The following is a 13174-nucleotide window of genomic DNA, read 5'->3' as shown; positions in this document are numbered from 1 at the left end:
ACAGCGGCGCTTCGTCGATGGCCATGCGGTAGCCTTTGAGCGTCGCTGCGTTGAAGTTGAATATTAAGCGTTGGCGCGGCGCGACGTAACGAGAATACCTGTCATCGAGCTAAAACGTAATCTCCACCGAAGCGGCGCTGCGGTTGGCCGGCCCGTGAAAGACGGCCTCGATGTTGTTGCCGTCGGGATCGAGCAGGAAGGCGGCATAGTAGCCGGGATGGTAGTGCTGCCGCTCGCCGGGTGCGCCATTGTCCGTGCCGCCGCCATCGAGGCCGGCCGTGTAGAAGGCGTCGACCATCGCGCGGTCCTTTGCCTGGAAGGCAAGGTGGTGGCGCCCCGTCAGTTGCCCGCTGGCCGCCCGGCTGTCGATGGTGGAGACGAACAGCTCGTCGGCCCAGAAATAATCCTCGGCGCTGCCGCCGATCGGAAAATCGAGCACCTTGAAAACCGCCTCGTAGAAGCGGCGGCTGGCCTTGAGATCCCTGACCACCAGCTGGACGTGGTCGATGAGACGGCCGCGATGAAGTTCCATGCCTGACAGCTCCTGATCGCCAGGTTGGAAATCTAGCTCAGGACGGTGCACGGTCAATGCAATGGAGCAATTGAATGGCGCGATTTCCTGACTGGATAAAAGATGCAACCGGATTGTAGGATTCGAAATGTCGTCATCGTCCTTCGGACGCAAGCGGTGTGACGAAGCTTGAAAGAAGTCGCGCCGCGTCCAAACGATCTCGGGAGAAAAATATGAGCCTTTCCTATCGTTGGGTCATCGTCGCGGCAGGTGCTGTGATGACCTGTGTCGCCCTCGGGGCGATGTTCTCGCTGGCGATCTTCCTCGAACCGATGGCGCTCGACACAGATTGGTCGCGCGCCGGCATATCGAGCGCTATGACGCTGAACTTCCTGGTAATGGGCCTCGGCGGCTTCGCCTGGGGCGCCATTTACGATCGCTACGGCGCCCGCATCGTGGTGATGACAGGTGCGTTGCTGCTCGGGCTGGCGCTGGTGCTGGCCAGCCGCACCGGCTCGCTGCTTGTCTTCCAGATCACCTATGGCGTGCTCGTCGGCCTCGCGGCAAGCGCCTTCTTCGCGCCGATGATCGCGCTGACCGCCGCTTGGTTCGACACCAATCGCAGCTTGGCCGTTTCCCTGGTCTCGGCGGGCATGGGCGTGGCGCCGATGACAATCTCGCCCTTCGCGCAATGGCTGATCACGGCCTATGACTGGCGCACCGCCATGTTCGTCATCGGCGTCGCGGCATGGGCGCTGCTGGTGCCGGCCGCATTGCTGGTGCGCCAGCCGCCCAAGCCTGCCGCTGAAGACGCCGCCGCCGATATTGCCGCCAACGATACCGGCATGTCGGTTCCACAGGCGCTGCGCTCGCCGCAATTCATCGTTTTGGCACTGACCTTCTTTGCCTGCTGCGCGGCGCATTCCGGACCGATCTTTCACATGGTCAGCTATGCCATGCTGTGCGGCATAGCGCCGATGGCGGCGGTCAGCATCTACAGCATCGAGGGCCTGGCGGGCTTAGGCGGCAGGCTTCTATACGGCGTGCTTGCCGACCGGCTGGGGGTCAAGCCGGTGCTGATTACCGGTCTGGCGATACAGTCCGTGGTCATCGCAGCCTATCTTGCGGTCAGCGAGCTTGGTCAATTCTACACGCTCGCCGTCATCTTCGGCGCCACCTATGGCGGCGTGATGCCGCTCTATGCGGTGCTGGCGCGCGAATATTTCGGCCAGCGCATCCTCGGCACGGTGTTTGGTGCCGCCACCATGCTGTCCAGCATCGGCATGGCCTTCGGCCCGCTCGCCGGCGGCATGGTGTTCGATGCCTATGCCAGCTATTCCTGGCTGTTCATCGGCTCGGCCCTTGTAGGGCTCGGCGCGGTGGCGGTGGCGGTCGCCTTCCCGCGGCTGCCGCGCAGGGAATTGCAACCGGCGTAGGGTTGGTGAAGAGAGGACGCAGGGGGTCGAACGTGGACATCGGCTATGTCAGCTTTTGACCCCCAAGCTGCGAGGCGTTCATCGGCAGCGATAGGAGCCGGGTCAAGACTGTGCAGGATCCATCTCCCTTTATTACGATCATGATGCAACGCAGCGCATTCACGTCCAAATGTCGATTGCCGGTAGGCTGAGGTTCGGACGAAAACCGTCAAAGAATGGCAAAAGGGCTTTTTCATGGATCGTGCGCCGCGCACTCACGCGACTATTTCAGGTCCGTTAACATTTTGTGTTTTCGGCGCAGCATTTTTTTCCTATCCTCCGCCCAGGGCTTTGCGCATTCGATTGCGTGAAGAACTGGCGTGAGGATCCCAAAAATGCCGCAGGCAAAGCGAGTCTTGGTGACGGGGGGCGCAGGTTTTCTGGGATCGTTCTTATGCGAGCGGTTGCTTGCTGAAGGCCACGAGCTTGTATGCGTCGACAATTTCTTCACAGGAAGTCGGAGAAACGTCTCGCATTTGCTCGACAACAGATCCTTTGAGATCATTCGCCACGACGTGACATTTCCGCTCTACGTAGAAGTTGATGAAATATACAACCTTGCTTGCCCGGCAAGCCCGGTCCACTATCAGTTCGATCCGGTCCAGACGACAAAGACCAACGTCCATGGGGCGATCAATATGCTGGGACTCGCCAAGCGGGTTCGCGCAAAGATCCTTCAGGCGTCCACGTCTGAAGTCTACGGAAATCCCGAGATTCACCCGCAGACCGAGGACTATTGGGGCAGGGTAAACCCGATAGGTCCCCGTTCCTGTTACGACGAAGGCAAGCGGTGTGCCGAAACCCTGTTTTTCGACTATTGGCGGCAAGACAGGCTGCGGATCAAGGTAGCGCGCATCTTCAACACTTACGGTCCGAGGATGCGTCCGGACGACGGCCGTGTCATTTCCAACTTCATCGTGCAGGCACTGCAAAACAAGCCGATAACCGTGTACGGCACCGGCGAGCAGACACGCTCATTTTGCTACGTCGACGATCTCATCGACGGTCTGGTTCGCCTGATGAACACGGCCGACGATATTACCGGCCCGATCAATCTCGGCAACCCGGTCGAATTCACGATGCTCGAACTCGCCAATCTCGTGATCGAACTTACCGGAAGCCGATCCGAGATTAGGTTTTTACCTTTGCCCGTCGATGACCCAAGGCAGCGACAGCCTGATATCGGGTGCGCCTTGCGCGAGCTCAATTGGAAGCCAAAAATCGCATTGCGCGACGGTCTCGCCACGACTATTGCCTATTTCGAAGGCTTGGTCTCGTCGGGATATGCTCGGTCCGCTGCAGCCGAATGAAAACAGTCTTGGTCACTGGCGGGGCGGGCTATATCGGCTCACACTGCTGCAAGGCATTCGCCGAATCCGGTTGGTCGGTCATTGCCTATGACAACCTCTCGCGCGGCTGGCGCGATGCGGTCAAATGGGGACCGCTTGTCGAGGGCGATATTTGCGATCGCGTAGCGGTGGCAGCAGCGCTGCACCAGTATCGGCCGGATGTGGTGGCGCATTTAGCCGCTTACGCCTATGTCGGCGAGTCCGTCGAGCGCCCGGAACTCTACTACCGAAACAACAGTTTTGGGACGCTGGTCTTGCTCGAGGAAATGCTGAAGATCGGCGTCGACAAGCTGATCTTGTCGAGCACCTGCGCGTCTTACGGCGTTCCGATTCGTTCCCCGATTGACGAAACGCATCCGCAGTCGCCCATCAATCCCTATGGATGGTCGAAATTCATTGTAGAACGAATGGTGGACAATCTTTCGGATGCCCATGGCCTCAACGCGGTTGTGCTTCGGTATTTCAACGCGGCCGGATGTGATCCGGACGGCGAGGTCGGTGAGCGGCATGAACCGGAAACGCATGTCATTCCGCTCGCCATCGAGGCGGCGGTCAGGTCGGGCCGGATTTTTACCATTAATGGCACCGACTTCGACACAAGGGACGGAACCGCGGTGCGGGACTATGTCCACGTCAGCGATCTCGCCCGTGCGCACGTTCTGGCGGGGGAGAAGCTTCTGCGCGATCCGGGAGTCCACGTCTACAATCTCGGCACCGGAACCGGGACGACGGTGAACGAGTTGGTCGATGCGGTGAGCCGGGTTTCGGGAACGCGCCTTCCCGTAGCCTACGGTCCGCGCAGGGCGGGTGACCCGCCTGCGCTTGTAGCCGCGGCCGGGAAGGCGAGCCGGGAACTCGGCTGGATGCCTGAGCAATCCGGAATTGACCGGATCGTCGAAACGGCGCTGGCCTGGTATCGCCGCCGGTTGTGACGATCTTTTTTTGCGGAAGAGCCCTAGCGCCTGGTCAATAAACAATCGAGAGCGGCGGCCACTGCGGCAAGCGAGAAATTTTCCTCTATCCGTTTTCGCGATGCCTGACCGAGGCGTTCCCGCAAGTGCAGATTGTCCTTCAGTCTTTGCAGGGCGCGCGCGATTTCCTCCGGCTGGTCCTTTCGCACCATCAGCCCACCCGACGCTTCGCCGTTTGCCAGAATGTCGGGGAGCCCCTGTGCGTCGGTAGCGACGACGGGCAGGCCGCAAGCCATCGCCTCCAGCGGTGCTACCGGCATGCCTTCGATGCGCGACGTGGTGACGTAGGCATCTGCCGCCGAAAGCCAGCGCCGGATCAGCGACCGATCCGTGGTATAGGCGGAAAGCCATTTCACGTTGGCCAGTCCGGCTTCGCGCAAAGGCCCGGCAAATTCGTTCCGATCCTGACCTGAGCCGATGATCACCAGTTCCGATGATGCGTCTGCGGAAAACAAGGGCCAGGCTTTCAGCAGCACATCGAGTCCTTTCCGGCGAATGTCGATGCGCCCGTGATTGACGACGACAAATGTCTCGCTCCGCAAGCCGAGGCTCTTCCGCGCTTGCGGGCGCGCGATCGCTTTCCATTCCTCATCGTCGATCGGGTTGGCGATATTGGCCATGTCGAGTGCAATGCGCGGGTAGGCTTTGCTGAGCCGTTCGCGCTCAGCAGCCGATGCGACGATCAGGCCGCTGCAAGCGCGAAGCGATGCCTGCCGTGCGATCGCCTCGATCCAGTACAATGTGCGGTCGCCGCCCTGGAAGGTCGCATAGAGGGGAATGTGCATACGGCGCGCCAGCCAGGCGAGCGCATCAAACCGGGTGTATTCATATTCCTAGGCGAGTATTACGTCATCCCTATTATCGATCGATCATGCTGCAATGCAGCACATCCGCGCCAACATGAACTGTGAATAAGTCCGAGCTTCGGTCAAAAACTGTCAAAATAGCCAGATTCGGGCGGATTTCGCGCATTTCTCAGGCCGTGCCTCACGCGACTATTTCAAACGCGTTAACATTTTGTGTTGCGACGCAGCATTTTTTTCCTATCGTCGCGCTGGGCATTCGATGGCGTGAAGAGATTCCGTGGTGTTTAGGCAATCTGCAATCTGGTGGGCCCACTGGCGGGGGATGGCGCAGAGCCATTTGGTCGCTCCGCCCGAACCTCCGCAGCCCGCGCGAGACGCAGCGCTTTGAGCGAAAACGATCAGCCGCATTGCGCTGGCGCCGATGTCCGCAGAGTGAGCAGCGGCGACCCGCGGCAACGATGTCATCGGAGACATCCAACTGGCGGAAGCGGCCGATGAGACGCGCCACGCAATTGGACGCGCTGAGGGCCATCGCGGTGACGATGGTAATGTATTCGCATTTCTTTGCGGCGGGAGGGTCCTCCTTCTGGGGCCACATCGGCGTGCGATTGTTCTTCGTGTTGAGCGGCTTTCTGATCACGCGGCTTCTTCTGGACGCGCGCGCGTCCGCTGAATTCGAAACCGCGCCCGCACTCAAATCCTTCTACATCAGGCGGGCGCTGCGTATATTCCCTCCCTACTTTGCCGTGTTGACTCTCGTTTGGCTGGTCGACCTGGAGCAGTCGAGGGGATCGCTGGTCTGGCATGCGCTTTATCTGTCGAATTTCTGGTTCGCGCTGCGCAACGAATGGACGCCTTGGGTGCTCGCCCATCTTTGGAGCCTGAGCATCGAGGAGCAGTTCTATATCGTCTGGCCATTGATCGTTTTGCTGGCGCCGCTCCGGCGTCTTCAGTCGATCTGTATCGGCGTCATCCTGCTGTCGTTGTCGTATCGCTTTTATTGGCCGATCACCGGAAGTCCCGACCTCGCGCGCGACCTGCTTCCGCCAGCATCGATGGACGCGCTGGCGTCAGGTGCGCTGCTTGCAGTCTACCGAACCAGAACCGCTGTCTTGCCTCAGTGGCTGCGATTTGGCTGGCCGGCGCTCGCGGCCGCCTTTTTCGTCCTGCAGTGGTTTGCTCCGACGCCGGCAAATTCCGTGCAGGAATGGGGCCGCTGGCTGCTCTTGGAAGTCCTGCCTCTCGCGCCGCTGGTCGTGGTCGTTGCGAGCTGTTCCTCCGGCATTGACGGTTATCGGGGGAAGTTTCTCAACCTGCCACCGCTGCTGGCCCTCGGCCGCATCAGCTACGGCGTTTATCTCTACCATCCCATCGTCCTGTCGCTCGCGGTCATGTCCCAGCCCTGGATCCCGTTCAACGTCTCTGAGCAAGGGCCGGGGCGATTCCTGGTTGCGGGAGCGGCGACCATCATCGTGGCTTCGGTCTCATGGCTGCTTTTCGAAAAGCCGCTCAACAGCCTCAAGCGCTACTTCCCCTATGTTGCTCCAGGAACTGGCGCCGTCATCCTGGCAGGTGCCAAAACGAATGACGCCGGGTGGCTTGGAAGGACAACAGGAGCTTATTTCAGCGGCCCGCTCGATGGCCGCAAAGCATCCCTGGCACGCGACCTCCCGCGAACGGATCGGAGCTGACCATGGCTGCTCCCTTGGTGTCCGTTCTGCTGCCGATCTATAATGCCGGACCTTATCTGGCTGCCGCGCTCGCCAGCATCCTGCGGCAGGATTACGATCGCCTGGAGATCATCGCGACCGATGACGGATCGACGGATAATTCCCTGCAGATCCTGCAGAATTTCCGCAGATCTGACAACCGCATCTCCATCGTCTCACGCGAAAACCGGGGCCTCATCGCAACCCTGAATGAAGGGCTGGCGGTGGCTCGGGGTGATCTGGTCGCCAGGATGGACGCCGACGATATCGCCTATCCCTGGCGCCTATCGCGTCAGGTCGCACTCTTCAACCAGCGGCCCGACCTCGCCCTGTGCGGCGCAGGTGTCGATTTCCTGCTTGGCAAACGCATCGTCAAAGGCCTGCCTGATCCAGTTCTTCAGGAAAATATCTTGGGCATATTATCAATGTTCTTCACGATATTCATGCATCCTACGGTAGTTTTTAATAGGAACGCCATAAAGGACGGCGATCTATATTACAACGAGAGCTATACCCATGCCGAAGATTTCGATCTCTTCAGACGGCTCACCGACCGTTACCCGGCGGCTATGATCCCCGAAAACCTGATCGCCTATCGTATCCATGGCGACAGCGTGACGAACCGGCACAAGCGGGAGCTGCGAAGGACGCATTTGAAGATCGTGGCCGAAACCCTTGAGCGGGAAGGCCTCGCGCCAAACGCGCGGGACCTCCGCGACATCGGTGATACTGCCTCAATGGACACGGTCCGCCGTGCCGCCGATTGGATGCTTGCGCTGCAGGAGAGGATTTCCGGACTGCCGGCGGAAACGAGGCCGAGCTATGAGGCCGGCACGCTGAACCTGTTTTATTTCCTCTACCAACTCGTAGGCGATGAGATGCAACCGCTGTTGACGCATGAGTTCCTGACGCGGACTGCCAAATGGGACCGCATTCGGCGTCGCGAGCGGTACGCATTGCGTGCCGGCGCCTACGCGCCGCGGTTCAGTCTCGTCTCGATGTCGGCGACCAGGCAGGTAGACGCCTTGTCGCGGTACTTGCAATCCGTGCCGGCCGCGGCGGTTCTGCCTTCCCTTGGGTCGAGCTAGAATGACAGTCAAATCCCACCAGCCTCTGGAGCACAGTCGCTCGAGTATGCTTGCGCCCATTTCGGCCGATCCCCGGCCGCAGCACGGCCCGGCGCCGGAGGTCAGCTTCATCGTCTGCACGCGCAACCGCGTTGCGGTGCTCGAGCCTTGCATCAAGTCGATCCAGGCCGCGTGCCGTGCCCATCCTGCCTTCGCGGCCGAACTCGTGGTTGTCGACAACGGCTCGACCGACCGCACGGCAGAACGCCTGGCCAGCATCGCCGAACTGTCGGACATGCCATTTACGGCTGTTTGCGAGCCACGACGCGGATTGGCGGCGGCCCGCAACGCCGGTCTGGCGCGCGCACGGGGCCGTGTGCTGGTCTTCGTCGATGATGATTGCCAGGTCCATGGCGACTACCTCAGTGATTTGCAGCGACACTATGGGACCGGGGAACGGGTCGTCCGGGGAGGCCGCGTCGAGATCGGCGATGCCAGGGATCTGCCGTTCACGATCAAGCGATCGCTGGTCCGCGAGCGGCTTACATCGGATGTTCATCCCGGCGGCTTTGTGCTCGGCTGCAACATGACGATGCACCGCGATGCTGCTGCCCGTATCGGCCTTTTCGACGAGCGGTTCGGCGCAGGCGGCCCGCTGCGCTCCGCGGAAGATACGGACTATCTTGTGCGAGCGGTGCTGCTCGGAATCCCAGTCGAATATGTGCCCGACATGACGATTTTCCACCATCACGGCCGGCGAGATCACAAGGCCATCGAAAAGCTCCACCGCGACTACTGCTTAGGCAATGGCGGGCTGTGCCTGAAACATGTTCGCCATGCGCCTTGGCTGCTTCGCCATTTCTACTGGGCCGTGCGATCGGCTTTCCGGGAATTGGTGAAGGGGCCTCGGTTCGATTGCGAACTCAAGCTGTCGCACTGGCCGATCGTCGTCATGAATCTGCTCGGCGCGGCCAAGTTCGCGGTTCTTTCGTTGGCGAGACGGCCAGAGGCGCCGCAAGTGCGGCAGGATCAACAAGCACAGGATCAACAGGCAAATGCCGAGGCGAGGGTGAATACGCCATAATGCGACTGGTACCGCCGAGCCTGCCGATGCTGCGCCGCGCGCTTGGAAGGGAGCAACTGCGGCTGCTTCCTGCCGTGGTGATGCTGGGTCTTGTCAGCGCGGCTCTTGAAGGCTTCGGCATAGGCCTGATCATCCCCTTGCTGGGCATCATCATGGGCCAGGGGGATCAAACCGGAATGGCCGGCTTTTCTGCCGTGCTCCAGCATTTCGGATCTGACCTGAGCGAGCGCGAACGGCTGATCGTCATCTCGGCCGCCATTCTCGGCTCGATCGTCCTGAAGAACGTCTTCGCCTTCGCAAACACGCTGCTGACGACCTTAATCTATGGCAAGGCCAGCCATTCGATCCGCAGCGCACTGTCGGAGCAGTTGCTGCGAGTCGGTTATCCATTCTTCCTGCAGCAAAGTCCCGGACGGCTGCTCAACATCATCTCCAACGAATCCTGGCGGGCATCGGATGCGATCCAGATCATGCTGACGGCCATCGTCAGCGCATCGGCCGCAATCATTCTGCTGGCTTTTCTGCTGCTGCTTTCATGGCAGATGACACTGTTGGTCACGCTGGGGTTGGTCGTCGTTCAGATCGCGCACGCCGTGCTGTCAGCCAATTTGAAGGCGCCCAGCCGCAGCGTCGCCTCGCGCAACAGCGATCTTGCATCGCAGATGCTCCACCTCGTGCATGCCGGGCGTCTGATCCGCATTTTCGGACAGGAGAGCCGCGAGAAGGCGACATTCGATCAGGCGTCGGACGCGGTTCGCCGGGCTGCTTTCGTCCTGCTTACGCGTCAGGGCGCGTTGCCGCCGCTGACCGAGATTCTCCACGCGATGCTGTTTCTGGCGGTAGTGATCGGAGCCTGGTTCGTGGGCGTGAGTTTCCCGCTGATCGTCGCGTTCGTCATCCTGCTCTACAGGCTGCAGCCGTATATGCGGGCCTTGCAAATGGCCTGGAGCCAGCTGCAAGGCTTGAGCGGATCGCTTGAAGAGGTGGTCTGGATGCTGGACCCGAGCGACAAGCCCGAACCTCCGCGAGGACACCGACCGTTCCAGGGCTTGGCGCAAGGGATCAAGTTCGATGACGTGACCTTTACCTATTCCGGCAAGGACCAGCGTGCCGTGGTGCTGCATTCGGCGGCATTCGAGATCCGCAGCGGCCGCTCGACGGCGCTCATCGGCCGCTCAGGCGCGGGCAAGACGACGATCGTCAATCTCCTGTGCCGCTTCGTCGAGCCTGATGCCGGTAGAATTCTCGTCGATGGATCACCCCTCGACCAGATCGATCCCAGCCAATGGCGAAGGCATATCGCACTTGCCAGCCAGGATTTGGAACTGGTGGATGGCACCATTTTTGAGAACATAATCTACGGGCAGGACGCAGCCTCGACCGGCGACGCTCAGCGTGCTGCAAAGCTGGCCGAAGCGCATGAATTCATTGAACATCTGCCGCAAGGCTACCAGACGGTCGTCGGCTACAGGGGCGTCAATCTTTCAGCGGGACAGCGGCAGCGGATCGCACTGGCGAGAGCATTGGTGCGCGATCCCGATATCCTCATCCTGGACGAAGCTACCAATGCGGTGGACGGACTGTCGGAAGCGGCAATCGTCGAGACCTTGAAGTCGAGGGCAGGCCGCCGCACGACCATAGTGATCAGTCATCATCACAGCACCATCTCATTCTGCGACGACGTGGTGATCCTCAGCGGCGGTCGCGTGAAAAAGCAGGCGCCTTTCGCCGCTCTGGCGACGCTCAGCATGGATGAGCTTTACCAGCATGAATCAATGGATTGATGAGGGATTGCGATTCTGCTTGCCGCGGTCGCCTTCCCGCCGCAGGCAGCTGCAACCGGCGTAGGGGCGGGCCGGCTGCGCTGCGGTCTGCAGCACGAAGTGCTCGGTTGTCAGGCATTGCGGTACTTGCTGCGTGTTGTTGCTCTCTTCGGTCATTGCGTCCTCCTTCGGCCGGCTCAACCACAAGACCGATGGCGACTTTGATCGGCCTACCTGTTGCAACGTGCGTATCTCTCATGTGGGGCTGCGGCTTTCGGCAGTCGACTCCGGACCACGTCGGGACAGGAAGGCCGTCACTCGGCCCGGCGCGAGACGTTTGTCGCCGCAGCCTTGCCTCGTCGTATCGGTCGCTTCCCCGATTGCGGTTCGGATGCCTCCGTGCGATCCGGTGCCGCGACGTTTCCGACGAGCGATGCGAGCTCGGCCTCGCTGAGCGTCTCGATCTCGAGCAGCTTGCGCGCCGTCTTCTCCAGCAGGTCCCGTCGCTCGGTGAGGAGCCCGACCGTTCGCGCGAAAGCTGTGTCGACGCTGCTGCGAACCTCCTCGTCGATAGCCTCGGCGGTGGCCTCGCCGTAATCGTGCTCGCGCGGACCGCCGGCAAGTGGAAGGAGCGCTGGTCCTTTTCCAGCGCCACATGGCCGAGCTTTTCCGACATGCCGTAACGCGTGACCATGGCGCGGGCGATATCGGTCACTTTGGCCAGGTCATCGGCGGCCCCCGTGGACAGATGCCCGAACACAATCCACTCGGCCGCCCTGCCGCCGAGCAGCACCGCCATCTTGTTCTCCACTTCCTCGCGCGTCATGAGGAAGCGGTCCTCGGTCGGCCGCTGGATCGTGTAGCCCAAGGCGCCTGCGCCGCGCGGGATGATCGATACTTTGTGCACGGGGTCCACTCCGGGCAGCGCCATGGCCACCAACGCATGGCCCATTTCGTGATAGGCGACGACCTCGCGTTCCCTCGGGTTCAACAGTCGGTTGCGCTTCTCGAGCCCGGCCACGATGCGCTCGACCGCATTGTTGAAATCGTCCATCGTGACGACATCCGCCCTCCGGCGCGTGGCGAGCAGGGTTGCCTCATTGACCAGGTTGGCGAGATCGGCGCCGGTAAAACCCGGCGTCAGCGCGGCGACTTTTTCGGCATCGACATCGGCCGCCAGCTTAGCCTTCTTCATGTGGACCTTGAGTATCTGGACGCGACCCTGCTTGTCCGGCCGGGATCCGGAACGCGGCGCGGATCCGCCGCGCCCCGAGGCAATATTAGTTCCCCCTGAACAGGCGCATCAACCAACGCTGTCATGATCGCTTCGCTCCCGATACGCGCGGTTTTCCGGGTACTTGGTGTCGATGGAATGCGAAATGTGACGAGTTGGCGGAGGGAGAGGACCTGAAATCCAACCTTCTCCGCGGATCCGCGATCACCTTCGTAGTCGGGGTGTTCGGCTGATGCCGTTCAGTCGACGTGTTCAATCTGCGGACCTGGGTCAACCGGCTGAGCCGGCGTGCAACCTTGCCCCTAGCCTGCCAGCGCCTCTACCTGACGGCGATGAAAAGCATCGGGCTGATGGCTGGGGTGGGCCATCAGCCTGCCTCACCAGGTACCACACTCACCGCCTAGCCTGCCTTGGCCTCGCCTTCCCGGCAATCATGCTGCTGGAGGTCAATTCCCGACGAAGAGCGATTTTGGGCCACCGGAGTGCCGGTGAAAGGGCCGTTGCTCAGAATTGACCTCCAGGAGGCACTTTCTGGTGTAGGGATGGCGGCCGGCTCTGAATGGCCAGAGCGGACAGGTCACCGTCTCGCAGAGCTTTACCTCGTCCAGATGCTGGCCATGAGCAGTCCAGGCACTCGCGTCGAATCGCTTCGACCGGGCTCATTGGCTTATGGCCGGCAAGGCCAGCAGCATCGCGAGTCGGTGGCCAAACCCGGGCAAGCTCCCTCCTGGTCATGCCACTCCTCCAGCTCTGCCGCAGCGATCTCGGCGAAGGTCGGTTCGTCGCCCTCCAGCACTGCTGCCTGGCCGGTGAAGTCCTGCCAACGCAGCCCCGCGACATCGACATAGGCTGCGTTCAGTTCGATCGCGTGACAGCAGCGGCCTGTCACGAAGGCGTCCTTCGCGATCGAGGAAGAAGCGGATCGCCCAGATTTGCTTTTGTGTGAAAGGCCGCTTCGTGCCTACTGACTTTCCGGCATTCCAAGCAGCGCGTCCTTGAATTGCAGGATCGTATTGAGAGTACCCATTTCCGTTCTCCTTGGGCCTTGATTGGCCGATGGAGAAACGAACAATGCCCGATAGTGTCCTGAAGGTTCTGCAAAAAGCTCTGGAGAGAGTGCAGCCCTTACTCTGAGGCGAGGGGCGGCCATGGCACGCTGGTGACGTTGCGATCACCGATTCCCGTGGAAGGGTAAGTGCCATGAC

General features: G+C 60.9%; 11 protein-coding genes and 1 pseudogene. 7 read left to right on the top strand and 5 right to left on the bottom strand.

Annotation, left to right across the window (positions count from 1 at the left end):
- Nucleotides 1-109 precede the first annotated feature (109 nt).
- Nucleotides 110-541: a VOC family protein gene (locus tag AC0L3O_RS32760; RefSeq protein WP_473617757.1), complete on the bottom strand. Its 432-nt coding sequence runs from the start codon at nucleotides 539-541 to the stop codon at nucleotides 110-112.
- A gap of 203 nt (nucleotides 542-744) precedes the next feature.
- On the opposite strand from AC0L3O_RS32760, the gene AC0L3O_RS32755 reads away from it, so the two are divergent.
- The 3 genes from AC0L3O_RS32755 to galE all read left to right on the top strand — a co-directional run bounded on the left by AC0L3O_RS32755 (nucleotide 745) and on the right by galE (nucleotide 4267).
- The gene (locus tag AC0L3O_RS32755) at nucleotides 745-1947 is read left to right on the top strand and encodes an MFS transporter (RefSeq protein WP_473617737.1); all 1203 of its coding nucleotides are present in this window, start codon (nucleotides 745-747) and stop codon (nucleotides 1945-1947) included.
- 374 nt (nucleotides 1948-2321) lie between these two features.
- Complete coding sequence (locus AC0L3O_RS32750) at nucleotides 2322-3296, top strand: UDP-glucuronic acid decarboxylase family protein (RefSeq protein WP_473617735.1); 975 nt, start codon at nucleotides 2322-2324, stop codon at nucleotides 3294-3296.
- The gene (gene galE, locus AC0L3O_RS32745) at nucleotides 3293-4267 is read left to right on the top strand and encodes a UDP-glucose 4-epimerase GalE (protein ID WP_473524778.1); all 975 of its coding nucleotides are present in this window, start codon (nucleotides 3293-3295) and stop codon (nucleotides 4265-4267) included. The genes AC0L3O_RS32750 and galE overlap by 4 nt, the downstream gene beginning before the upstream one ends.
- A 23-nt stretch (nucleotides 4268-4290) precedes the next feature.
- On the opposite strand, the gene AC0L3O_RS32740 is transcribed toward galE, so the two are convergent.
- A complete protein-coding gene (locus AC0L3O_RS32740; protein WP_473617734.1) occupies nucleotides 4291-5091 on the bottom strand; it encodes a glycosyltransferase family 4 protein in 801 nt (266 codons plus the stop codon).
- A gap of 515 nt (nucleotides 5092-5606) precedes the next feature.
- Between AC0L3O_RS32740 and AC0L3O_RS32735 the strand changes: the two genes are divergently transcribed.
- The 4 genes from AC0L3O_RS32735 to AC0L3O_RS32720 are packed head-to-tail and all read left to right on the top strand — an operon-like array spanning nucleotide 5607 to nucleotide 10756.
- Nucleotides 5607-6803: an acyltransferase family protein gene (locus AC0L3O_RS32735; RefSeq protein ID WP_473617755.1), complete on the top strand. Its 1197-nt coding sequence runs from the start codon at nucleotides 5607-5609 to the stop codon at nucleotides 6801-6803.
- A 2-nt stretch (nucleotides 6804-6805) separates the two neighbouring features.
- Complete coding sequence (locus AC0L3O_RS32730) at nucleotides 6806-7909, top strand: glycosyltransferase family 2 protein (protein WP_287238576.1); 1104 nt, start codon at nucleotides 6806-6808, stop codon at nucleotides 7907-7909.
- A gap of 46 nt (nucleotides 7910-7955) precedes the next feature.
- Nucleotides 7956-8972 carry a glycosyltransferase family 2 protein gene (locus tag AC0L3O_RS32725; protein WP_287238775.1) on the top strand — a complete coding sequence of 339 codons (1017 nt, stop codon included), beginning with the start codon at nucleotides 7956-7958 and terminating at the stop codon, nucleotides 8970-8972.
- A complete protein-coding gene (locus AC0L3O_RS32720) occupies nucleotides 8972-10756 on the top strand; it encodes an ABC transporter ATP-binding protein (RefSeq protein WP_473617733.1) in 1785 nt (594 codons plus the stop codon). The genes AC0L3O_RS32725 and AC0L3O_RS32720 overlap by 1 nt, the downstream gene beginning before the upstream one ends.
- Here the strand turns inward: AC0L3O_RS32720 and AC0L3O_RS32715 are convergent.
- From AC0L3O_RS32715 to AC0L3O_RS32705, 3 genes and pseudogenes are all read right to left on the bottom strand, one after another.
- Nucleotides 10745-10912, bottom strand: a complete 168-nt coding sequence (locus tag AC0L3O_RS32715) for a hypothetical protein (protein ID WP_287238575.1) — start codon at nucleotides 10910-10912, stop codon at nucleotides 10745-10747. The genes AC0L3O_RS32720 and AC0L3O_RS32715 overlap by 12 nt on opposite strands.
- A 137-nt stretch (nucleotides 10913-11049) precedes the next feature.
- Nucleotides 11050-11972: pseudogene (locus AC0L3O_RS32710) on the bottom strand (ATP-dependent metallopeptidase FtsH/Yme1/Tma family protein); the annotation flags it as partial.
- Nucleotides 11973-12636: 664 nt separating this feature from the next.
- Nucleotides 12637-12858 carry a hypothetical protein gene (locus tag AC0L3O_RS32705; protein WP_287238574.1) on the bottom strand — a complete coding sequence of 74 codons (222 nt, stop codon included), beginning with the start codon at nucleotides 12856-12858 and terminating at the stop codon, nucleotides 12637-12639.
- Between the last annotated feature and the right edge of the window lie 316 nt (nucleotides 12859-13174).

The sequence above is a fragment of the Mesorhizobium sp. WSM4810 genome, from assembly GCF_055811235.1.
This window is presented reverse-complemented; position numbering and strand designations above follow the sequence as displayed.

Excerpts from the sequence above, each read along its gene's own strand:
- AC0L3O_RS32750 (WP_473617735.1), top strand. The coding sequence starts at position 2,322 with ATGCCGCAGGCAAAGCGAGTCTTGGTGACGGGGGGCGCAGGTTTTCTG.
- AC0L3O_RS32730 (WP_287238576.1), top strand. The coding sequence starts at position 6,806 with ATGGCTGCTCCCTTGGTGTCCGTTCTGCTGCCGATCTATAATGCCGGA.
- AC0L3O_RS32755 (WP_473617737.1), top strand. The coding sequence starts at position 745 with ATGAGCCTTTCCTATCGTTGGGTCATCGTCGCGGCAGGTGCTGTGATG.
- AC0L3O_RS32735 (WP_473617755.1), top strand. The coding sequence starts at position 5,607 with ATGAGACGCGCCACGCAATTGGACGCGCTGAGGGCCATCGCGGTGACG.
- AC0L3O_RS32740 (WP_473617734.1), bottom strand. The coding sequence starts at position 5,091 with ATGCACATTCCCCTCTATGCGACCTTCCAGGGCGGCGACCGCACATTG.
- AC0L3O_RS32715 (WP_287238575.1), bottom strand. The coding sequence starts at position 10,912 with ATGACCGAAGAGAGCAACAACACGCAGCAAGTACCGCAATGCCTGACA.
- galE (WP_473524778.1), top strand. The coding sequence starts at position 3,293 with ATGAAAACAGTCTTGGTCACTGGCGGGGCGGGCTATATCGGCTCACAC.
- AC0L3O_RS32720 (WP_473617733.1), top strand. The coding sequence starts at position 8,972 with ATGCGACTGGTACCGCCGAGCCTGCCGATGCTGCGCCGCGCGCTTGGA.
- AC0L3O_RS32725 (WP_287238775.1), top strand. The coding sequence starts at position 7,956 with ATGCTTGCGCCCATTTCGGCCGATCCCCGGCCGCAGCACGGCCCGGCG.